The organism is Microbacterium sp. JZ70 (assembly GCF_053903225.1).
This window is the reverse complement of the sequence record NZ_CP096405.1, coordinates 1,660,255-1,682,346: the sequence shown is the minus strand read 5'-3', so window position 1 is coordinate 1,682,346 and position 22,092 is coordinate 1,660,255. Positions and strand designations below refer to the sequence as shown.

The 22,092-nt window shown below is 71.0% G+C and carries 15 protein-coding genes; 5 read left to right on the top strand and 10 right to left on the bottom strand.

Annotated features, from left to right (window positions below):
* Positions 1–5 precede the first annotated feature (5 nt).
* The 4 genes from M1D46_RS07595 to M1D46_RS07580 all read right to left on the bottom strand — a co-directional run bounded on the left by M1D46_RS07595 (position 6) and on the right by M1D46_RS07580 (position 5,773).
* A complete protein-coding gene (locus M1D46_RS07595) occupies positions 6–2,291 on the bottom strand; it encodes a polyribonucleotide nucleotidyltransferase (RefSeq protein WP_271174226.1) in 2,286 nt (761 codons plus the stop codon).
* Between the two features lie 283 nt (positions 2,292–2,574).
* Positions 2,575–3,498, bottom strand: a complete 924-nt coding sequence (locus M1D46_RS07590) for a carbohydrate ABC transporter permease (protein WP_456287061.1) — start codon at positions 3,496–3,498, stop codon at positions 2,575–2,577.
* Positions 3,495–4,439: a carbohydrate ABC transporter permease gene (locus tag M1D46_RS07585; RefSeq protein WP_271174224.1), complete on the bottom strand. Its 945-nt coding sequence runs from the start codon at positions 4,437–4,439 to the stop codon at positions 3,495–3,497. The genes M1D46_RS07590 and M1D46_RS07585 overlap by 4 nt, the downstream gene beginning before the upstream one ends.
* Entirely contained in the window at positions 4,436–5,773 is a 1,338-nt protein-coding gene (locus M1D46_RS07580; RefSeq protein ID WP_456287060.1) for an ABC transporter substrate-binding protein, read from the bottom strand. The genes M1D46_RS07585 and M1D46_RS07580 overlap by 4 nt, the downstream gene beginning before the upstream one ends.
* Before the next feature lie 132 nt (positions 5,774–5,905).
* Here M1D46_RS07580 and M1D46_RS07575 point away from each other — a divergent pair, with 132 nt between their 5' ends.
* From M1D46_RS07575 to M1D46_RS07565, 3 genes are all read left to right on the top strand, one after another.
* Positions 5,906–6,520, top strand: a complete 615-nt coding sequence (locus tag M1D46_RS07575; protein WP_456287059.1) for a TetR/AcrR family transcriptional regulator — start codon at positions 5,906–5,908, stop codon at positions 6,518–6,520.
* A gap of 84 nt (positions 6,521–6,604) precedes the next feature.
* Positions 6,605–8,587 (top strand): glycosyltransferase, encoded by a 1,983-nt coding sequence (locus M1D46_RS07570; RefSeq protein WP_456287058.1) that lies wholly within the window; start codon positions 6,605–6,607, stop codon positions 8,585–8,587.
* 40 nt (positions 8,588–8,627) lie between these two features.
* Positions 8,628–9,230 (top strand): DedA family protein, encoded by a 603-nt coding sequence (locus tag M1D46_RS07565; protein ID WP_456287056.1) that lies wholly within the window; start codon positions 8,628–8,630, stop codon positions 9,228–9,230.
* Positions 9,231–9,259: 29 nt separating this feature from the next.
* Here the strand turns inward: M1D46_RS07565 and M1D46_RS07560 are convergent, their stop codons facing one another.
* Together M1D46_RS07560 and M1D46_RS07555 are read right to left on the bottom strand one after the other, a co-directional pair.
* Positions 9,260–9,901, bottom strand: coding sequence for an FMN reductase (locus M1D46_RS07560; protein ID WP_456287055.1), 642 nt, complete (start codon positions 9,899–9,901; stop codon positions 9,260–9,262).
* 5 nt (positions 9,902–9,906) lie between these two features.
* Entirely contained in the window at positions 9,907–11,115 is a 1,209-nt protein-coding gene (locus M1D46_RS07555) for an LLM class flavin-dependent oxidoreductase (protein ID WP_271174287.1), read from the bottom strand.
* Between the two features lie 169 nt (positions 11,116–11,284).
* Here M1D46_RS07555 and M1D46_RS07550 point away from each other — a divergent pair, with 169 nt between their 5' ends.
* A complete protein-coding gene (locus tag M1D46_RS07550; protein ID WP_271174218.1) occupies positions 11,285–12,412 on the top strand; it encodes an acyltransferase family protein in 1,128 nt (375 codons plus the stop codon).
* A gap of 90 nt (positions 12,413–12,502) precedes the next feature.
* Here the strand turns inward: M1D46_RS07550 and rpsO are convergent, their stop codons facing one another.
* A complete protein-coding gene (gene rpsO, locus M1D46_RS07545) occupies positions 12,503–12,772 on the bottom strand; it encodes a 30S ribosomal protein S15 (protein WP_271174217.1) in 270 nt (89 codons plus the stop codon).
* Between the two features lie 140 nt (positions 12,773–12,912).
* Here rpsO and M1D46_RS07540 point away from each other — a divergent pair, with 140 nt between their 5' ends.
* Positions 12,913–14,235, top strand: a complete 1,323-nt coding sequence (locus M1D46_RS07540; RefSeq protein WP_324011974.1) for an MFS transporter — start codon at positions 12,913–12,915, stop codon at positions 14,233–14,235.
* A gap of 51 nt (positions 14,236–14,286) precedes the next feature.
* Here M1D46_RS07540 and M1D46_RS07535 read toward each other — a convergent pair whose 3' ends face one another.
* The 3 genes from M1D46_RS07535 to M1D46_RS07525 form a co-directional block, all read right to left on the bottom strand.
* A complete protein-coding gene (locus M1D46_RS07535) occupies positions 14,287–14,835 on the bottom strand; it encodes a YceI family protein (protein ID WP_271174215.1) in 549 nt (182 codons plus the stop codon).
* A gap of 165 nt (positions 14,836–15,000) precedes the next feature.
* Positions 15,001–15,372: an FKBP-type peptidyl-prolyl cis-trans isomerase gene (locus tag M1D46_RS07530; protein ID WP_271174214.1), complete on the bottom strand. Its 372-nt coding sequence runs from the start codon at positions 15,370–15,372 to the stop codon at positions 15,001–15,003.
* 123 nt (positions 15,373–15,495) lie between these two features.
* Positions 15,496–22,041, bottom strand: coding sequence for a hypothetical protein (locus tag M1D46_RS07525; RefSeq protein WP_456287054.1), 6,546 nt, complete (start codon positions 22,039–22,041; stop codon positions 15,496–15,498).
* Between the last annotated feature and the right edge of the window lie 51 nt (positions 22,042–22,092).

The following is a 22,092-nucleotide window of genomic DNA, read 5'->3' as shown; positions in this document are numbered from 1 at the left end:
GCCGATCAGGCCTCGGCGGGAGCCTCGGCCGGGGCCTCCGACGCGTCGGACGCGCCCTCGCCGGCCTCGTCGACGATCTCGAGCGAGAGCTTGCCGCGGTCGTCGATCTTCGAGATGCGGACGAGGATCTTCTGACCCACGCTCACGACGTCCTCGATGTTCTCGACGCGCTTGCCGCCGTTGAGCTTGCGCAGCTCGGTGACGTGCAGCAGGCCGTCCTTGCCCGGCAGGAGCGAGACGAACACGCCGAACTTGGCGATGTTCACGGCCGTGCCGAGGAACTGGTCGCCGATCTCGGGGTTCGTCGGGTTCGCGATCGCGTTGACCGCGGCCCGCGCCGCCTCGGCCGAGGGGCCGTCGGTCGCGCCGATGTAGACGGTGCCGTCGTCCTCGATCGAGATCTGGGCGCCGGTGTCATCCTGGATCGAGTTGATCGTCTTGCCCTTGGGGCCGATGAGCTCGCCGATCTTGTCGACCGGGATCTGCACGCTGATGACGCGCGGCGCGGTCGGCGCCATCTCGTCCGGAGCGTCGATCGCCGCGTTCAGGACCTCGAGGATGCGCAGACGCGCGTCCTTCGCCTGCGTGAGCGCGCCGGCGAGCACCTCGGAGGGGATGCCGTCGAGCTTCGTGTCGAGCTGGATCGCCGTGACGAACTCGCTCGTGCCGGCCACCTTGAAGTCCATGTCGCCGAGGGCGTCCTCCGCGCCGAGGATGTCGGTCAGCGCGGCGTACCGCGTCTGGCCGTCGACCTCGTCGGAGACGAGGCCCATCGCGATGCCGGCAACGGGGGCGCGCAGCGGCACACCCGCGTTGAGCAGCGACAGGGTCGAGGCGCACACGGAGCCCATCGAGGTCGAGCCGTTCGACCCGAGCGCCTCGGACACCTGGCGGATGGCGTACGGGAACTCCTCGCGGCTGGGCAGCACGGGAGCGAGCGCGCGCTCGGCCAGGAAGCCGTGGCCGATCTCACGCCGCTTCGGGCTGCCCACACGGCCGGTCTCGCCGGTCGAGTAGGGCGGGAAGTTGTAGTGGTGCATGTAGCGCTTGCTCGTCGTGGGCGACAGCGAGTCGATCTGCTGCTCCATCTTGAGCATGTTGAGCGTCGTGACCCCCAGGATCTGCGTCTCGCCGCGCTGGAAGATGGCCGAGCCGTGAACGCGCGGGATGACCTGCACCTCGGCGTCGAGCGGGCGGATGTCGGCGAGGCCGCGGCCGTCCATGCGGACGCCCTCCGTGAGGATGCGGCCGCGCACGATCTTCTTCGTGACGGACTTGTAGGCGGCGCCGAACTCGAGCGGAGCGGCCGCGGGCAGCTCGCCCGCCTCCACCTTCTCGATGAGGGCGGCCTTGACGCGGGCCTTGACCTCGTCATCCGCGGCCTGGCGCTGCTGCTTGTCGGCGATGACGTAGACCTTCTCGAGGTCCGCGTGCGCCTCGGCGGCGACGAAGTCGTACGTCTCCTGGCTGTATGCCGGGAACACGGGGAACTCGAGCGGCTCCTTCGACGACTTCGCGGCCATCTCGGCCTGCGCCGCGACGAGCTGCTTGATGAAGGGCTTGGCGGCCTCGAGACCCTGCGCGACGATCTCCTCGCTGGGCTTCGTGGCGCCGGCCTTGATGAGGTTCCAGCTCGCCTCGGTCGCCTCGGCCTCGACCATCATGATCGCGACATCCTCGGAGCCGTCGGCTCCCGTGACGACGCGACCGGCCACGACGAGGTCGAACACGGCGGACTCGAGGAGCTCGGCGTTCGGGAACGCGACCCACTGGTCGTCGTTGCCCGCCTGGCCGGGGATGAGCGCGAGGCGCACGCCGGCGATCGGGCCCGAGAACGGCAGGCCGGAGATCTGGGTCGACGCCGACGCCGCGTTGATCGCGAGCGCGTCGTAGAACTCGCCCGGCGCGATGGAGAGCACCGTGACGACGATCTGGATCTCGTTGCGCAGGCCGTCGACGAACGACGGGCGCAGCGGACGGTCGATGAGGCGGCACACGAGGATGGCCTCGGTCGAGGGGCGGCCCTCGCGGCGGAAGAACGAGCCGGGGATCTTGCCCGCGGCGTACGAGCGCTCCTCGACGTCGACCGTCAGCGGGAAGAAGTCGAAGCCCTCGCGAGGGCTCTTCGACGCGCTCGTGGCCGAGAGGAGCATCGTCTCCTCGTCGAGGTACGCGGCCACGGCGCCCTGCGCCTGCTGCGCGAGACGGCCGGTCTCGAACCGGATGGTGCGGGTGCCGAAGCGGCCGTTGTCGAGAACGGCCTCGGCGGCGGTGATTTCAGGACCTTCCAAGAGGTCTCTCCTTCTTTGTTTAACCTCGCCGGTCCATGTGACGGACGAGTCATGCGAAGGAGCAGGAACAGGCAGATATAGGCCGCACGGCCAGAACCGAAGCTTCACGCTCGCCTGCGCTGGCCACCAGGAGAAATCCACCGGATGCGCGGCACCCGGGAGACCACTTCAGGGGACCAGCTTCCTGCCAGCCTGCTCCATGTCGTGTTCAGTTGTGCGGACGCGCACGGGCGCGTCCACGGCCACCCTACCAGCGCGGGCCGTGGACGCACCCCTGCGACTCCTACTTCACCGCGCCCTCGGTGAGGCCGCCGCGCCAGAATCGCTGCAGCACGATCATCGCGATCGCGAGCGGGATGACCGAGAGCAGCACTCCCCCGGTCGTCAGCTCGTAGAACTCGGGCAGGCGATCCACCTGCGCGCGCCAGTTGTTGAGGCCGAGGGTGATCGGGTACAGGCTCTGGTCGGCGAGCATCACGAGGGGCAGGAAGTAGTTGTTCCAGATGCCCACGAGCTGGAAGAGGAAGACCGTGACGAGCGCGGGCGTCAGGATCCGCAGCCCGACCGTGTGGAAGATCCGCAGCTCCCCCGCGCCGTCGAGCCGCGCGGCCTCCATGAGCGAGTCGTCGACCGTCGCATCGGCGTAGATGCGGCAGAGGAACAGCCCGAACGGCGACACGAGCGACGGGATCAGCACGCTCCAGTAGGTGTTCGCGAGCCCCAGCTGGCTGAACAGGAGGAAGAGGGGCAGCGCCGTGGCGGTGGCCGGCACGAGAACGCCCCCGAGGATGGTGCCGAAGACGAGGTCGCGCCCGCGGAAGCGGTACTTCGCCAGCGCGTAGCCGCCCGCCGCGGCGAAGTAGGTCGCCAGGACGGCGCCGACTCCCGCGTAGAGGATCGAGTTGAGGAACCACCGCACGAAGATGCCGCCGTCGTACGCGAGGACCTGGCCGAGGTTCTCGAGGAGGTGGAGGTCCGACCCGAACCAGAAGCCGAAGGTGGAGAAGAGGTCCTCCGTGGACTTCGTGGCCGCGACGACCACCCAGTAGACGGGGATGAGGAAGTACAGGGCGGCGACGACGAGGATGCCCGTCACGATGATCTTCGACGCCCGCGACCGGCGATGGGCGGCCGACGAACCCGTCGGGTTGACCGCGGCGAGCGTCTGCGTGCGCACGGGATCCGTGCGCGGCTGGGTGAGGGTCATCGGCCGCTCCTGTTCGTGACGCGGAGGAAGAGGAAGGACAGCACGAACGCCGCGAGGGCGATGAGCACGGCCTGCGCCGCGGCGACGTTGTAGTCGTTGTAGGCGAAGGCCGTCGTGTACGCCGACAGGTTCGGCGTGTACTGGGTGTCGATCGCCGGCGCGACGGTCTTCAGGACCTCCGCCTCGGCGAACAGCTGCAGCGTCCCGATGATGCTGAACACGGTCGTCAGGACGAGGGCCGGCGCGATGAGGGGCAGCTGGATGCTCGTCGCGATGCGGAACGCGGAGGCGCCGTCGATGCGCGCCGCCTCGTACAGCTCCCCCGGGATGGCCTTGAGCTGGGCGACGATGATGAGCATGTTGTAGCCGACGTACGTCCAGGTCACGATGTTCGCGATCGACCACAGCACGGATCCCGCTCCGAGGAAGTCGATCTCGATGCCCATCCAGGACGCCACGTCCACGACCGGGCTCAGCCCGGGCACGTAGAGGAACGACCAGAGGATGGTCGCGATGACGCCCGGGATGCCGTAGGGCATGAAGTACACCGCGCGGAAGAAGCCCGGCCACATCGCCGAGGCCGACTCGAGCAGGAGCGCGAGGAGGGTCGCCGCGACGATCATGACGGGCACCTGGACCACGCCGAACAGGAGCATCCGCCCGATGGAGGCGATGAAGTTGCCGTCGGCGAGCGCGAGCGCGTAGTTCTCGAACCACGCGAACGAGCTCGTCACGCCCTCCTCGCCGAACAGCCCGCCGCGCTGGACGCGCGTGAAGCTCGACCCGATCGCGACGAGGATCGGGAGGATGAAGGTGAGGACGAAGAGCGCCAGGAACGGCGCGAGGAGGATCCACGGCGCCCGGCTGACGGCGGCCTGACGCACGCCGGGGCGCCGTCGCACCCGGGCGTCGCCCGTGACGATCGTGCGCGTCTCGCTCATGATGTCGCCTTCCGGATGCGCAGGCCCTTGTTCCGGAAGACCCGCGTGATCTGCTCCTCCGCCTGCCGGACCGATTCGACGAGGCTCTGGCCGGACGCCTTCCGCCGGAAGCCGTCGGAGAGGATGTTGAAGGACTGCTGCGTGATCGGCCACCAGACCCAGTCCGGGTTCTGCGCCTTCGAGGCGGGCACGAACACCTCCTCGTTGTAGTTCTGGCCGCTGAAGAAGTCGGATGGCCGCTGCCGCTGCGATCCGATGTAGTCGGCTGCCGGCGACCATCCGATCCCGCTGTGCTCGATCATCGCGTCGATGCCCTCGGGCGAGGTCGTCATCCAGACGGCGAAGTCCATCGCCTCCTTGGGGTGGCGGCTGTTCGCGAGCACGGCGGCCGTCGATCCGCCCTGGTAGCTCGACCCGTACCCCATGTCCGGCCAGACCGGCATGGGCGCCACGCGCCATCTGCCCTCGCCTCCGGCGACGCCCTGGATGAGCGCGTCGGCCCAGCTCGCGCCGGTGACCGCGGCGATCCCGCCGTCGGCGGCGGCCGCGAACCACGCGGGCGTGAAGTTGCCGTAGGCGGTCGTGACGAGCTCGTCATCGACGACGCGGTCCCAGAAGTCCGCGACCTCGAGGGTCGCGTCGTCGGTCATGTCGATCTCCCAGCCGTCCTCGCCCACCCGCAGCCACGACGCACCCGCCTGCGTGGCGTACATCGCGAACACGGATGCGTCGCCGATCGGGAAGGTGTCGAGGTACGCGCCCGCAGCGCGCGCCTCGACCGCCAGCTCGCGCCACTCGGACCAGGTCGCGGGCGGCGGCGATCCGATCTGCTCGAGGATGGGGTGCTGGTAGTACCAGGCCATGGGGCCGGAGTCCTGCGGGATGGCGTACACGCCGCCGTCGAAGCTGACCTGACCCCACAGGGTCGGGTCGAACTTCGCCGCGTGGTCGGCGGCCCCGTAGCGCGACAGGTCGACGAGGCCGTTCACGAGCATGAACTCGGGGATCGAGCGCATCTCGACCTGGGCGATGTCCGGCCCGCCACCCGCCGCGAGGGCGGAGTAGATCTTCTGGTATCCGCCCGCGTTGCCGCCGGGGATCCAGACGGCCTCGACCTGGACATCCGGGTTCTGCGCGTTCCAGACGTCGGCGACCTTCTGCAGGTCCTTGAGCCAGGCCCAGTAGGTGAGGGTGATCCTCTTGCCCGTCGCCGGCGGGATGGTCGGCTCGGCGTTGACCGAGGTCGTCCCCGGTGTCGAGCAGCCGGCGAGCATGCCCGCCGCCACCGCGCCGAGCCCTGCGCCCAGCAGCTGTCTGCGCGTGATCGCGCCCATCTGACCTCCACGTCTCTGTGAAAGCGGCCACGTCGGCGTGGTCCGTGCGAGCCGTGCGCCCGCGTGGCGACGAAGCTACCACAGGATTCGAGTACGTACTCGAAATTCGTGGCGCCGGTCTAGCATTCCGACATGGACGAGGATGTTCCGCGCAAGCGCGGCCCGTATGCGCGATCGGCCGAGCGACGGCGCGCGATCGTCGACGCCGCGCTCGAGGTCTTCGCCGCCAAGGGCTATCTCGCCGGGTCGCTCCAGGACATCGCCGACCGCATCGGCGTGTCGCAGACGAGCCTGCTCCACTACTTCCCCCGGAAGCGCGATCTCCTCCTCGCGGTCCTCGACCAGCGGGACGCGGTGGACAAGCCCCCGGCCGGGCTGTCCTTCCCCGACGACGTCCTCGCGCAGGCGGATCTCAACGCCCGGCACCACGGGCTCCCCGAGCTCTACACCGTGCTGTGCGGCGAGTCCGTCACCGAGGGCCACCCCGCGCGCGAGCACTTCGCCCGCCGGTTCGCGTCGCTGCGCGACCAGTACGCCGACGAGCTGCGTGCGCTCGCCGCGGAGGGCCGACTCCGCCCGGGGATCGAGCCGTCGATCGCGGCGACCGGGCTCATCGCGATCTGGGACGGGCTGCAGACGCAGTGGCTGCTCGACCCCGACGTCGACGTGACGGCCGGCCTCCGGGCCTACCTCGCGCTGATCCTCGTCGACGCACCGGAGTCGGAGGCATCGGTGACGCCGCGCTGAACGGCCGCCCGGCTCAGGTGAACAGCCGGCGAAGGTCGGGAGAAGTCGGCCCCGCGCGCGTCCCGCGCCCGGGACCCTGGACACGTGAGAGTCGCACTCTTCGCGGAATCCTTCCTCCCCCACATGAACGGGGTCACGAACTCCGTTCTGCAGGTCGTGCGCCATCTCGAGGAGCAGGGCCACGAGACCCTCGTCATCGCTCCGCGCGCGGCGGGGCAGAAGGCCGACTCGCTGGGCTCGCGCACCGCGCTCGTCGCGTCGATGCCCCTCCCCTCGTACCCCGACGTGCGGGTCGCCCTCGCGCCGACCTGGCGGATCCGCCGCCTCCTCGAGGAGTTCCGGCCCGACGTCGTGCACCTCGCGTCCCCGTTCGTGCTCGGATGGCAGGCGCTCGTCGCCGCGGACGCCCTGCGGATCCCGGTCGTCGCGATCTATCAGACCGACGTCGTCTCCTACACCGAGCGCTACGGGGTCGCCGGCGCGGCCGCCGCCGCCGCCAATCACGTCGCCCGGCTGCACCGGCGCTCGACGCTCACGCTCGCGCCGTCGTCGGCCGCTCAGGCGCAGCTCGAGCAGCTCGGCGTGGACCGCATCTGGCGATGGGGCCGCGGCGTCGACGCCGACCGGTTCTCCCCGGCCCGACGCTCCGAGTCCTGGCGGGCACGGATCGCCCCCGGCGAGCGCATCATCGGCTACGTGGGCCGTCTCGCGGCGGAGAAGCAGGTCGAGGACCTGCACGTGCTCTCGGACCTGCCCGGAGCGCGGCTCGTGATCGTGGGCGACGGCCCCGAGCGCGCACGGCTCGAAGCGCGGCTGCCGGAGGCCGTGTTCACCGGCTTCCTCGGCGGAGACGAGCTCGCGGAGGCGCTCGCGAGCTTCGACGTCTTCGTGCACCCCGGCGAGAGCGAGACCTTCTGCCAGACGGTGCAGGAGGCCCTCGCGAGCGGCGTGCCCGTCGTCGCAACGGGGCGCGGCGGGCCGCTCGACCTCGTCCGCAGCAGCGTCGACGGCTGGCTCTACCGGCCCGGCGACCTGGACGACCTGCGGGCCCGCGTCGCGGACCTCCTCGGCGACGACGCCAAGCGACGGTCGTTCGGCCAGGCGGCGCTCGAGAGCGTCCGCGCGCGCACCTGGAGCGCGCTCACGGAGCAGCTCGTGAGCCACTACGCCGAGGCCGCGCGACTGCGGCGCTTCGACGACGCGCTCCTCGCCCGCGGTGCCACCCGGCCGCTGCCGCCGACGTCGGCGCCCGCGACGCGGCGCTGGTCGAGCTTCGTCGCCCTGGGCGACTCGCTCACCGAGGGCCTGTGCGACACGTCGCGCATGCGCGAGGGCGAGTACCGGGGATGGGCCGACCGACTCGCCTCCCTGCTCGCCCAGCGCAGCGGCGCGGACACGCCGTTCCGCTACGCGAACCTCGCCGTGCGCAGTCGGCGGGTGCGCGACCTGGTGAGCGAGCAGGGCCCCCGCGCGATCGCGATGCGCCCCGACCTCGTGTCCATCCTCATGGGCGCGAACGACCTCGTCGGGCACGGGGCCGACCCCGTCGCCCTCGCGCGCGATCTCGAGCGGGTGGTCCGCGACATCCGCGCGACGGGAGCCGACGTGCTCCTCGTCACCCCGTTCCTCCCCCGTCGCCGCGCCGCGATGATCTTCGCGCGCCGCTTCGCGGCCTTCGCGCACGAGATCCGGCGGATCGCAGCCGAGACCGGGGCCATCCTGCTCGACGTGGAGGCCCTTCCGGAGCTCGGGGACCTGTCGATGTACGCCGAGGACCGCGTGCACCTCGGGTCGCGAGGCCACCGGCTCCTCGCGTACCGTGCGGCCGAGGTGCTCGGGATCCCCGACGCGGGAGCACTCGGCGACCTCGACGACGCGCTGCACGCCGACGCGCCGCCCGCGAGCGGATGGCTGCGCCGTCACGCGCTCCCCTGGGTCTGGCGCCGCATGCGCGGGCGGACCGCGGGCGACGGCCTCGTCGCGAAGCACGACGCACTCGTCGAGCTCGCGGGGCGCCGCGCCGAGACCGGCGATGGCAGCGAGCTGTCGAGTCCGCCGCTTCCCTGATGTTCGCGCGGCGTTCACTCCGACGGAGCAGACTGCCGGGATGATCGACGAGTTCGTCTCCGCCCTCGCCGCGAACCCGTGGGCGCTCGCGGCGCTGTTCGGGCTCGTGCTCGCCGACGCGTTCCTCGTGGTCGTCCCGGGCGAGATCGCCGTGACGGTTCTCGCCTCGGTGTCGTTCACGCCGTCGGGGCCGCCGCTGTGGGGCGTGATCCTCGTCGCGGCGGCGGCCGCGTTCGCGGGCGACGCCGCCTGCTACGCGCTCGGGCGCGCGTTCCACCCCCAGCGCTGGCGCGTCATGCGGCATCCGCGCTTCCAGCGCGTCTTCGCGTGGGCCCAGACGCGTCTGCGCTCGCATGTGGCGGCCGCGATCTTCACGGTCCGGTTCATCCCGTTCGCGCGGCTCGCCGTGAACCTCACCGCAGGAGCGACGCGCATCCCCGCCCTGCGCTACCTGCCGGTGGCGGCGGGCGCCGCGACCGCATGGGCGGCCTACCAGGCCCTCGTCGGGGCCGCCGTCGGCGCGATCGTGCCCGGTGGGCCCGTCGTCGCCGTGCTCGTGTCGATCGCGGTCGCGCTCGTCCTCGGCTGGATCACCGACGCGCTCATCGCCCGCTTCGCGCCGCGCGGCGCGACCGGGCGCTGAGAGGGGCCGGCGCGCGGCCGGCCCCCTCGTCAGCGCCCGAGGCCCTCGAGAAGGCTCTCGAACGATCCGCCCTCGCCGAGGTAGCTCTCGGGCGAGAAGGGATCGACCCTCTCGACCGCGGTGCGGCCGGCGACCGCATCGGCGAGCTCGCGCGCGGCGCGGTCGACGCGCTTCTGGAGCGGCGCGACGCTGTCGGCGCCCTGGCCCCAGTCGTCGGCGGCGGCGAACACCCCGGTCGAGACCGGCTCGGCGTGCAGATACGTGAACAGCGGTCGGATGGCGTAGTCGATCGCGAGCGAGTGCCGCGGCGTGCCGGCCGTCGCGCCCAGCAGGACCGGGGTGCCCTCGATCGCCTCGCGGTCGAGCACGTCGATGAACGACTTGAAGAGACCCGAGTACGAGGTCGAGAAGATCGGCGTCACCGCGATGAGGGCGTCGGCCGCCGCGACCCGCTCCATCACCTCCGCGAGGCCCTTCGGCGGGAAGCCGGTGAGCATCGCGTTCATGATGTCGTGCGCATGGTCGCGCAGCTCGACGACGGAGACGTCGGTCTCCACGCCGCGCGAGCCGAGATCGTCGATCACGGCCCGCGTGAGCCGGTCCGCGAGGAGCCGCGTGGAGGACGGCTCCGAGATGCCGGCCGAGAGGACGACGATGCGGGTGGCGCTCATGGCGGTCACGCTCCCTTCCGGGCTGCCGCGCCGAAGGCCGCTCCGGGCTTCGACGCCGTGTCGGTGTCCTGATACGGCGAACCGCCCGTGACGTTGTCGCCGCGGTTCGGGTTGGGGCGCGGCTGGCGCGGCTCGGCGTCGCCGTACCGGGCCTTCACCCGCGCGGCGTGCGTCGGGGCGTCGGGCACGTTCGCCGGACGGTTCTGCGCGAGCTCCTTCCGGAGCACGGGCACGACGTCCTCGCCGAGGAAGTCGATCTGCTCGAGCACGGTCTTGAGCGGGAGCCCGGCGTGGTCGGTCAGGAACAGCTGGCGCTGGTAGTCGCCGAACGTGTCGCGCATCGCCGCGTAGCGGTCGATGACCTGCTGCGGAGAGCCGACCGTGAGCGGCGTCATCTCGGTGAAGTCCTCCATCGACGGCCCGTTGCCGTACACCGGCGCCGAGTCGAAGTACGGCCGGAACTGCCGGACGGCGTCCTGCGAGTTCCTCGCGATGAACACCTGGCCGCCGAGCCCCACGATCGCCTGCTCGGGCGCGCCGTGACCGTAGTGCGCATAGCGCTGGCGGTACAGCGAGATGAGGCGCTGGTAGTGCTCCTTGGGCCAGAAGATGTTGTTCGCGAAGAAGCCGTCGCCGTAGTAGGCCGCCTGCTCGGCGATCTCGGGCGTGCGGATCGAGCCGTGCCACACGAAGGGCTTGACGTCGTCGAGCGGACGCGGTGTGGACGTGAAGCCCTGCAGCGGCGTGCGGAACGCGCCCTCCCAGTCGACGACGTCCTCGGTCCAGAGACGGTGCAGGAGGTTGTAGTTCTCGATCGCGAGCTGGAGCCCCTGGCGGATGTCCTTGCCGAACCACGGGTAGACGGGGCCCGTGTTGCCGCGCCCCATCATGAGGTCCATGCGACCGCCCGACACGTGCTGGAGCATCGCGTAGTCCTCGGCGATGCGCACCGGGTCGTTCGTCGTGATCAGCGTCGTCGAGGTCGAGACGATGAGCCGCTCGGTCTGCGCCGCGATGTACGCGAGCGTGGTCGTCGGCGACGACGAGAAGAACGGCGGGTTGTGGTGCTCGCCCAGTGCGAACACGTCGAGCCCCGCCTCCTCGGCGTGCTTCGCGATCGCGATGACGTCGCGGATGCGCTCGGCCTCGCTCGGCGTGTATCCGGTCGTGGGGTCGCGCGTGATGTCGCTCACGGACATGAGCCCGAACTGCATCCCGCTCCACGAGGTCGTGTCGCTCACCAGATCCTCCGATTCCGCGCGCGGATTCCCGCCCGCCGATTGCATGCAAGTGAATATACCTGGTTCAACGGCTCCCGAGCGAATCTATTCCCCGCGGCGCGGATCCTCGAGGGGGCCTCGCGCATCGGTAGCGTAGAGCGCGATGACGAGCGAGGCAGTGCCGCCGGTCACGGCGTCGACGGGGACCATCCGGCAGAAGCGGCGCGTGCCGTTCTGGGACAACGCGCGCTTCGCGTGCATCGTGCTCGTCGTGCTCGGCCACGCGATCCAGCGCCTCATCTACGACTCGGACGTCGCGTACGCCTTCTACCTCGCGTTCTACGCCTTCCACATGCCGGCGTTCGCGATCATCTCGGGCTACTTCTCGAAGTCCGACCCGCCGTCCCGTCGGCAGATGGTGCGCCTCATCACCGACGTGCTCCTGCCGTACCTCGTCTTCGAGGCCCTGTGGTGGTTCACGAAGTGGCTCGTCGAGGGCCAGGTCGACCCCAACCTCACCAAGCCGTCGTGGACCCTGTGGTTCCTGCTCGCGCTCGGCATCTTCCGGCTCGTGCTGCCCTACCTCGCCCTGCTGCGCTGGCCGCTCCTGTGGTCGGTGCTCATCTCGGTGGGCGTCGGATACCTGCCGAACGTCGACAGCACCTTCTCGCTGTCGCGCACCCTCGGCTTCCTGCCCTTCTTCGTGCTCGGATGGTGGCTGCGCGAGCACGACATCGTCGAGCGGCTCGGCCTCCTGCGCCACCGCCCCTGGTGGGCGTACGCGGGCGCGCTCGCCCTGTTCGCGATCGACGGATGGCTCGCCTGGACCGGAATCGAGACATGGCGCGAGATGGAGCTGCGCTACTGGTTCTTCTACGACGACGCGTACGTGGATCTGCTCTCGCACAGCGTCTGGTGGGCGGGCGCCATGCGTCTCGCGACGCTCGCGATCGGGCTCGTCCTCTCGGCGGCGTTCTTCGTGCTCATCCCCCGTCGGCAGACCCCCTGGACGCGCCTCGGGCAGTACACGATGTACGTCTACCTGCTCCACTCGTTCGTGCTGTACCCGTTCCGCGAGTCCGGCGTGCTGCGCGATCTCGAGCCGACCTGGATCTGGCTGCCGACGGTCGCCATCCTCTCGGTCGCGGTCACGGTGCTCCTCTCGACCCGGCCGGTGCGCTGGCTGACGGGGCCGCTCGTCGAGCCGCGCGCCCGCTGGCTCTTCCAGGACCCTGCCCTGCTCCCCGGCCGACGGAACGACCCGACCGGCTCACGCCGGCCGAAGCCCTGATCCGCCGCGCACGACCCCGGGTACAGCGAAGGCCCGTCCCACCGGGGACGGGCCTTCGAGAAGACGATTGAACGCTGGTCGCGCTCTGCCTTATCGGCGCAGACCGAGACGCTCGATCAGCGCACGGTAGCGTGCGATGTCGATGTCCTGGAGGTAGCCGAGCAGGCGGCGGCGCTGACCGACGAGCAGGAACAGGCCACGACGCGAGTGGTGGTCGTGCTTGTGCTCCTTGAGGTGCTCGGTGAGGTCCTTGATGCGCTGCGTCAGCAGCGCGACCTGCACCTCGGGGGATCCGGTGTCACCGGGGTGCGTCGCGTACTCTTCGATGATCGCCTTCTTGACGTCTGCTTCCAGAGCCATAGATTCGATCCCCTCTCTCTCCTCGTTGCGCGGCGCCCGTCGCCTGATGCGCGAGCTCTCTTCATCCGCGGCCGATCGAACGGCAACCACCAGAGTCTACCCCATCCGCGGGGCACGGAAGAGCAGATAGCCTCTCCCCGATGTCCTCGCGCGTGCTCCTCGACCTGCGTCCCCTGACGCAGAGCCCCGCGTTCGCGCGCCTGTGGGTCGGATCCACGCTGGGCGGGCTCGGCGGGCAGCTCACGATCACCGCGGTCATGCTGCACATGTACGAGCTGACCGGGTCGACGTTCGCCGTGTCGATGATCGCGGTCGCAGGCCTCGCGCCGATGATCGTAGCGGGCCTCTACGGAGGCATGCTCGCCGACTGGTTCGACCGGCGGACGGTCGCCCTCGCGGCAGCCACGGCCACGTGGCTCACGACGGCCCTTCTCGCGGTGCTCGCGTGGACAGGGCACATCGACGCGGGATGGCTCTACGCGCTCTCGATCGTGAACTCGGCCGCGAACTCAATCGTGTCGGCGACGAAGATGGCGATCACGCCGCGCCTCGTCGGCGCTGAGCTGATCCCCGCCGCCGCCGCGCTCAACGGCATCACCGTGGGGATCATGGTCATGGTCGGGCCGGCGCTCGGCGGCGTCCTCGTCGCGCTCTTCGGCTACCCCCTGACCTACACGCTCGACGTCGTCCTCATGCTGTCGCTGTTCCTCGGTCTGTGGACGCTCCCCCGTCTGCGCCCCGAGGGCGCGACGGCGCGCCCGGGGCTCGCCTCCCTCGCAGACGGATGGCGCTTCCTGCGTCGCGCCCCGAACATCCGGATCCAGTTCCTCCTCGACATCGTCGCGATGACCTTCGGGAACCCCCTCGCGCTGTTCCCCGCGATCGGCGCGATCGTCCTCGGCGGCGGAGAGATCACGACGGGCCTGCTCGTCGCGGCGAACGCAGTCGGCGCGTTCGCGTCGAGCCTCTTCTCCGGGCGCATCTCGGCGTACCGCTTCCACGGCCTGGGGATCACGCGCGCGATCCAGGTGTTCGGCGTCGTGACCGCGGTGTTCGGCCTCGTGCTCGCGGCGGCCGCGGCCGGATGGCTCGGCCCCGGCGACGTCGGGCCGAGCAGCCCGAACGTGCCGCTCATCGCGATCGCGATGCTCTGTCTCGCGTGCACCGGCGCCGCCGACAACGTCAGCTCGATCTACCGGCAGACGATGCTGCAGTCCGCCGTGCCCGATGCCATCCGCGGTCGCCTGCAGGGCGTGTTCATCGTCGTGGTGACGGGCGGCCCGCGCATCGGCGCACTCTACGCGGGCGGTCTCGCGACCGCCGCCTCGGGGTGGCTCGGCGAGGCAGGGAGCGCGTGGCTCCCGCCGCTGCTCGGCGGGCTGCTCGTCGTCGCGATCACGACCGCGATCGTCCGCGCGCACCCTCGATTCCGGGCCTACGACGCCGAGGCTCCCGAGCTCTGACACAGCAGGAGGGCCGACCCCGCGGGGCCGGCCCTCCTGCTGCATACGACGTCAGGCCGCGAGCGCGCCCTGGAGGTCGAGGGTGATCTTGACGTCCTTGCCGACGAGGACGCCGCCGGTCTCGAGCGCGGCGTTCCAGGTGAGGCCGAAGTCCTCGCGGTTGATCGTGGCCTTGGCCGTCGCGCCGGCCTTGTAGTTGCCCCACGGGTCCGTGCCGAACCCGCCGAGCTCGAGCTCGAAGGTGACCGGGCGGGTGACGCCCTTGATCGTGAGGTCGCCGTCGACGTAGAACTCGCCGTTCTCGTGACGCACGCCCGTGCTCGCGAACGTGAGCGCCGGGTGGTTCTCGACGTCGAAGAAGTCCGCCGAGCGGAGGTGCTGATCGCGGCCCTCGTCGTTCGTGTCGAGCGACGCGGCGTCGGCGCTCGCGGTGACGGAGGCCTCGAGCACGTTCTCGGGGAGGACGATCGTGGCCGACTTGACCGTGAAGGCGCCGCGCACCTTCGAGATCATCATGTGGCGCACCTCGAAGCCGACCTCGCTGTGCGCGGGGTCGAGGTTGTAGGTGCCGGGACGGTAGCCGGGGATGTCGATGGTCATGGATGCTCCTCAGATGGTCGGGCCGCTCCGAGCGGCGTCACAGAGGAACAATACGCATTCACCTGAATATATTCCACCCGAGGCGCTGAACATCGCGTGAGCGTCGCCTGAACGCGCGGAGCGCCCTGCGGATTCCTCCGCAGGGCGCTCCCGGATCGGATCGCGTCAGGCGACGTCGATGAGGTCGATGATGAAGATGAGGGTCTTGCCGCTCAGGAAGTGCCCCGAGCCCGCGGGACCGTAGGCGAGGTGCGGGGGGATCACGAGCTCGCGGCGTCCGCCGACCTTCATGCCGGGGATGCCGTCCTGCCACCCCTGGATGAGACCGCGCAGCGGGAACTGGATGCTCTCGCCGCGGTTCCACGACGAGTCGAACTCGTCGCCGGTCTCGTACTCGACACCGGCGTAGTGGACGGTGACGGTGTCGCCCGCCTTCGCCTCTGCGCCGTCGCCGACGATGATGTCGCGGATGGCGAGCTCGGAGGGAGCGGGGCCCTCGGGCGCGTCGAATTCGGGCTTGGTGCGTTCTGCGCTCATGCCTCCATCTTGCCCGCTCTGGCCGAGATCCGCTCCCGGCGTGCGCGATCATCGCCCCGGGGACGCCGCGAAGGGCCGATGCAGCGCGGAGGGGGACTCGGCTGCATCGGCCCGCGGCCCGTGTCAGCGCACGCTCTCCCTGCGGGCGCGGGACACGAGAGCCCAGCCGGCGAGGAGGAGGCCGCCGCCGACGGCCAGACCGGCCCATCCGAGCTCCCCGCCGGTCGGGGCGAGCGGGCGGGGCTTGGGCTTCGGCTCGGGCTTCGGCTTCTCGGGCTTCGGCGGGGCGGCCGGCGCCTCCTCGTCGCGGGCGGTCACGGTGACCTCGTTGGTCGGCGCCTCCGGCTGGTTGCGCGTGGCGAAGGTCGCGACGTTGTCGAAGGACGTCTCGACCCGCTCGCCCGGCGCCAGCGGGGGCGCCGACGGGATGGCGGCCTCGAACGTCACCGTGACGACGGCACCGGGGTCGATCGCCGCGAACTCGACGCGGTGCGTGGCGGACTCCGCATCGTATGCCGCGTCGCAGGGGACCGAGCACGTCGCCTCCGCGGCGCTCTCGAGCCCGTCCTGCAGCGCGTCGACGACGACCACGTCGCGGCTCGGGGCATCGCCCGATGCCGTCAGCGTGATGCGGTACTGCACGGTGTCGCCGAAGTCGACCCGGCCGTCCGACTCGACCCAGTCGCCGCCGTCCTGCTCCCAGACCGACTTCTCGGCCTCGAGCGCGCCCGCCACGAGCGGCGTCGGCTCGCAGTCGACGTTGTTGCCGGGCATCGCGGCCACGGCGCCGACGGGCTCCGGGCAGACCGGCTGCTCGGGCGCGGGATCGTCCTCGGTCGTGACCCAGGCGATGTTCTCGTACTCGCCTGCGGGTGCGTCATCCGCGAACCGCACCGTGAGCACGAGCTCGACGCTCTCCCCTGCCCCGAGCAGGGCGGGGTCGACCGCGCAGGTCACGGTCTGGCCGTCGGCGGAGCATCCGTCGGGCCCGGAGACGAAGACCATCCCATCGGGGAGGCGATCGGTCACCGTGACCGGCTCGTCGGCGTCGGCGTCGCGCGAGCCGATGTTCGCCACCGTGATGGTGTAGTCGAACTCCTGCCCGGCCTCCGCCGTGACGCCGCCGTCGTCCTTCGTCAGGAGGAGGTCGACGGGGTGATCGGCGTTGACGATCGTGCACACGACGTCGACGATCCCGACGATGGTCACGACGTCGTCCTCGAGCGCGCCGCCCACGCACGTCCACATGCCCGCCTCGTAGCCGCCGGGCCCGCTCTCCGACAGGGAGTAGGCGCCCGCGGGGACATCCGCCCTCGTCACGGCCTCCTCGCCGGTCGTGCCCTCGATCGCCACGGGCCCCTCGGCCCGGAGGACGAAGTCCGACACCTCGGCGTCGCCGCCGTCGTCGTTGTGGACGACCTTGACGAGGGTGAGGGTGGGGTGCTGCAGCGGCGTCGGCTCGCAGTCGACGTTGTTCGACGGGCTGGGGCACTCCGGCTCCTCAGGAGCCGGGTCGTCCTCGGTCGTCACCCACGCGAGGTTCTCGTACTCGCCGGCAGGTGCGTCGGCCTCGAACGCGACCGTGAGCACGAGCTGCACCGACTCGCCCGCGCCGAGCAGGGCGGGATCGATCTCGCAGGTGACGACGCGGCCGTCGGCCGAGCACTCGGCAGGGCCGGACACGAAGCGCATGCCCTCGGGCAGCTCGTCCACGACCGTCACCGGCTCGTCCAGGTCGGCATCGCGCGCACCCTCGTTCACCACCGTGATCGTGTAGTCGAAGCTGTCGCCGTTGGCCCCGGTGGCTCCCCCGTCGTCCTTCGTGAGGGCGAGGTCGACGGGATCGTCGTCGTTCACGATCGTGCACACCGCGACGTCGCCGACGCCGAGGGCGAGCGCCGATCCGTCGAGGGCTCCGCCCTCGCACGACCATGCCGAGGCCGTGTAGCCGGGCTGCGTCTGCTCCGACAGCTCGTACACGCCGGCGGTGACGGGCGCGTCGGTCACGGCATCGTCGCCCGAGACTCCCGAGAGAGCGTCCGGCCCCTCGGCCATCAGCGGGAAGTCCGCGACGCCGAGGTCGCCGCCGTCGTCGTTCACGACCTCCTTCACGAGGGTGAGGCGCGGCGCGATGTCGTCGTTCACGATCGTGCAGACCGCATCCTCGCCGACGTCGAGCGTCAGCGTCGAGCCGTCGAGCGCTCCGCCCTCGCAGCTCCACTCCCCTGCGAGGTAGCCGCCGGGTCCGGTCTCGGCGAGGGAGTACTCGCCGGCGAGAACCGTCGCCGTCGTGACCGACGGGTCGCCGGTCGCCCCTGAGATGTCGGCGGGGCCATCGGCGCTGAGGGTCCAGTCCGTCGGCAGCGCGGTGCCGCCGTCGTCGTTCACGACCTCCTTGACGAGCGTCAGATGCGGTGCGATGTCGTCGTTGACGATGGTGCACGTGACATCCCCGCCGTTCGGGACGGTGACCACGCCGTCGGGCGTGACCGCACCCCCGTCGCAGACCCAGACGCCCGCCTCGTAGCCGTCCGGCCCGTCCTCGCTGAGGACGTAGCCGCCGCCGGGGACCACGGCGTCGGTGACGGCAGGATCTCCCGTCACACCCGAGATGGTGACCGGCCCCTCGGCGGTCAGCGTCCACTCGGCGCGGTCGAGCGTCCCGCCGTCATCGTTGCGGACGTCCTTGATGAGCGTGAGCTCGCCGGGCTGGTCGTCGTTCACGATCGTGCAGACCGCGACGTCGCCCACGTGGAGGACGAGGTCCGCACCCGTCAGGGATCCGCCGTCGCAGCTCCACGCGCCGGCTGCGTAGCCGCCCGGGCCCGACTCCGACAGCGCGTACTCTCCCGCCGAGACGGGCGCCTCGGTGACGGCCGGGTCGTCGGTCACGCCCGAGATGGGCGTCGGCCCGTCGGCCATGAGGGTCCAGTCGATGTCGACGGCCGTGCCGCCGTCGTCGTTCACGACCTCCTTGATGAGGGTGAGCAGCGGCGCGATGTCGTCGTTCGTCAGCTCGCAGTAGGCGCTGCCGCCGTTCGCGACGGTCACCTGGCCCTGTGCGAGGTCGACCTCGGTCTCCCGCGTCTCGTCGGTCCAGCAGGACACCCCGGTCAGCTCGTAGCCCGCGAGCGCCTCCTCGCCGATCGCGTACGAGCCGGCAGACACCTCGGCGTCCGTGACCTCAGGCGACCCCTCGGTCCCCGAGATCGGAGTGGGGCCATCCGCCGTGAGCGTGAAGTCCGTGTCCACCGCCGTCCCGCCGTCGTCGTTCACCACGCTCTTCACGAGCGTGAGGTGCGCGGGCAGATCGTCGTTCGTCACCTCGCACAGAGCCGTCGCCCCGTTCGCGAGAACCAGCTGCCCCTCCTCGAGATCGATCGGCGTCTCCCGCGTCTCGTCGGTCCAGCAGGACACCCCGGTCAGCTCGTAGCCCGCGAGCGCCTCCTCGCCGATCGCGTACGAGCCGGCAGACACCTCGGCGTCCGTGACCTCAGGCGACCCCTCGGTCCCCGAGATCGGAGTGGGGCCATCCGCCGTGAGCGTGAAGTCCGTGTCCACCGCCGTCCCGCCGTCGTCGTTCACCACGCTCTTCACGAGCGTGAGGTGCGCGGGCAGATCGTCGTTCGTCACCTCGCACAGAGCCGTCGCCCCGTTCGCGAGAACCAGCTGCCCCTCCTCGAGATCGATCGGCGTCTCCCGCGTCTCGTCGGTCCAGCAGGACACCCCGGTCAGCTCGTAGCCCGCGAGCGCCTCCTCGCCGATCGCGTACGAGCCGGCAGACACCTCGGCGTCCGTGACCTCAGGCGACCCCTCGGTCCCCGAGATCGGAGTGGGGCCATCCGCCGTGAGCGTGAAGTCCGTGTCCACCGCCGTCCCGCCGTCGTCGTTCACCACGCTCTTCACGAGCGTCAGCTGCGCGGGGGCGTCGTCGTTCACGATCGTGCAGACGGCGTCGACGTCGAGCGGCAGCGTGAGCTGGTCGCCCTCGAGGACGCCCTCCGTGCAGCTCCAGGCGCCGGCCGCGTATCCGGAGGGTCCGACCTCGGCGAGCGTGTAGTCGCCGGCCGAGACGGTCTCCGGCCCGACGCCGCCCGATCCCGAGATCGGGGTCGGGCCCTCGGCGCTCAGCGTCCAGTCCGTGGCGAGCGCCGTGCCGCCGTCGTCGTTCACGACGTCCTTCACGAGGGTCAGCGTCGGCGCGATGTCGTCGTTCACGATTGTGCACGTGACGTTCTCGGCCAGGTCGAGCGTGACCGTCGACCCCTGCAGCGATCCGCCGCCCGTGCAGGTCCAGTCGCTCGCCGCGTATCCGCCGGGGCCGGCCTCGGACAGATCGTAGGAGCCCGCCGGCACCGCGACATCCGTGACCGCTCCCGACTCCGTGGCGCCGGAGATCTCGACCGGGCCAGACGCCGTGAGCGTCCACTCCGTCGCCGCGGCCGTGCCGCCGTCGTCGTTGACGACCTGCTTCCGCAGCGTGAGCCGCGGGGCCACGTCGTCGTTCACGATCGTGCAGACGACGTCGCCGCCGTTCGGGACGAAGACCGTGTCGCCGTTCGCCTCCGCGCCCGAGCAGGTCCATGCGCCGGGCGTGTACCCCGCGGGGCCGCCGGTCTCCGAGAGCGTGTACTCGCCCGCCGAGACCTCCTCGACATCCGTGCCTCCCGGGCCCGAGATCGGGGTGGGCCCGTCGGCCGAGAGCGTCCAGTCCGTCGGCTCCGCCGTGCCGCCGTCGCCGTTGTCGACGCTCTTCACGAGCTGGAGCGTGCCCGGCAGGTCGTCGTTCGTCAGCTCGCAGAGCGCCGTGCCGCCGTTGGCCAGCGTGAGCTGACCCTGCTCGAGCGCGATCTCCGTCTGGCGCGTGTCGTCGGTCCAGCAGGACACCCCCGTGAGCTCGTAGCCGGCGAGAGGCTGCTCGCCGATCGCGTACGCGCCAGCCGGCACCTCGGCGTCCGTCACCTCGGGCGAGCCCTCCGTGCCCGAGATCGACGCGGGGCCGTCCGCGGTGAGCGTGAAGTCGGTCTCGAGCGCGGTGCCCCCGTCGTCGTTCACGACGTCCTTCACGAGCGTGAGATGCGCGGGCTGGTCGTCGTTGACGATCGTGCAGACAGCCGATTCGCCCGGCGCGATCGTCACGACGTCGCCGACGAGGGCCGCCCCCGCGCACGACCAGGCGCTCGCGGTGTAGCCGGGCAGCTCCTCCTCCGACAGGGTGTAGGCGCCGGGGGTGACGAGCGACGTGAAGTCGCTGCCCTCGCCGTCGACCGTGTCGGCGCCGGTGATCACGGTGTCGCCGTTCACCGCCGTGAGCGGGAAGTCGGCGGCCCCCGCGGTGCCGCCGTCGTCGTTGACGACCACCTTGTCGAGGGTCAGCGAGGTCACCTCGTTCGTGATGACGCATCGCGGGGTCATGAGCCCGAGCGTCGCCGACGACAGCACGAAGTCCTGCCCCGTGTACGCCCCGCCCTGCCACACCGTGGTCTCCACGGTGGGCGAGCCGACCTGGAAGGGATCCTGGTAGGTGCAGACGACGGACAGGCCGGTGACGCCGGCGGGAAGCCCATCGACGAGCTCCCCGACGCGGTAGTCGGGCTGCGCGATGAGTCCGCTCCAGGTGTGCGAGGTGTTCGCCGCGATCTCTGCCGTCACCGACGCGGTCGAGCCGTCCTGATCGGCGACCGGGCCCGTGGCTCCCCCCGCCCCGTGCGACGGCATGCCGTCGGCCTGGTCGATCACGTAGTCGAACAGGAGCCCGTCGGGCACCGCGCCGTCGACGACCTTCTCGACGATGAGGTCGCCGCACGTGCCGATCGTGAGGGGGTCGCTCGCGACCATGAAGTCCTGGAGCTGGCCCTGCGTCCCCGCGTTGCCGGTCTTGGTGACGATGTCGCCGGTGGTGAACGTGACGCACCCGTCGGCCGGGAGGATGCCGGCCGCCGTGAGGTCGATGGCGAACTCGCCGAACGTGTCGCCGATGGCTCCGCCGAAGTCGGGGTTCGGGCCGAGGGCGGCCTGGAACACGATCGAGCCGGTCGGCGCCCAGGAGTCGCCGTCCCACGCCATCCCGAGCGCGTCGGTGGATCCATTGGGGTTCACGTTGAACTGCACGAGCACGTCTCCGTCGCGCCCGGCCGGTCCCCCCTGGAAGGAGTAGTTGATCGACAGGTCGCCCGTGCCCTCGGGCGCGCGCGACCAGTACTGGTACAGGATGACGTGCTGCTGCCCGTCGATGTCGACGATCTCGTACGCGGCGCCGGCCTTGCACAGGTCGCTCTTCTTGTTCGGGAACGGGCCGGGGCTCATCGCCCAGGGGTCGTCGTTGATGTTCTGGCTGTTCGTGCCGCTGACCGTCGGGTCGCTCGCGCTCGTGCCGTCGCCCTCGCAGGCCTCGGCGAGGTCGTAGCTGTCCAGGATGCCCGTCGTCGGGCGCCCATCCGGCGTGAGGCCGGGGCCGTAGAAGGCTCCCCAGTCCGTCGGCCCCGCCTTGTCCCCGTCGATCGCGAACGAGGTGTTCACGATGCCCACGGTCGCGGCCTGCGCGGGGACGGCGACGAAGGCGCCGAACGACGCGAGCACCACAGCGGTCGCGCCCGCGAGGAGCGCCCTCACGCGGCGGCGCACGGTGCCCCTCGAAGCCGGGCGTCCGACCATCCGGATCCTGGACATGGTTCACTCCTGTCCGGGCACTTCTGCCCCGTACCTGCGCCCACGCACGGG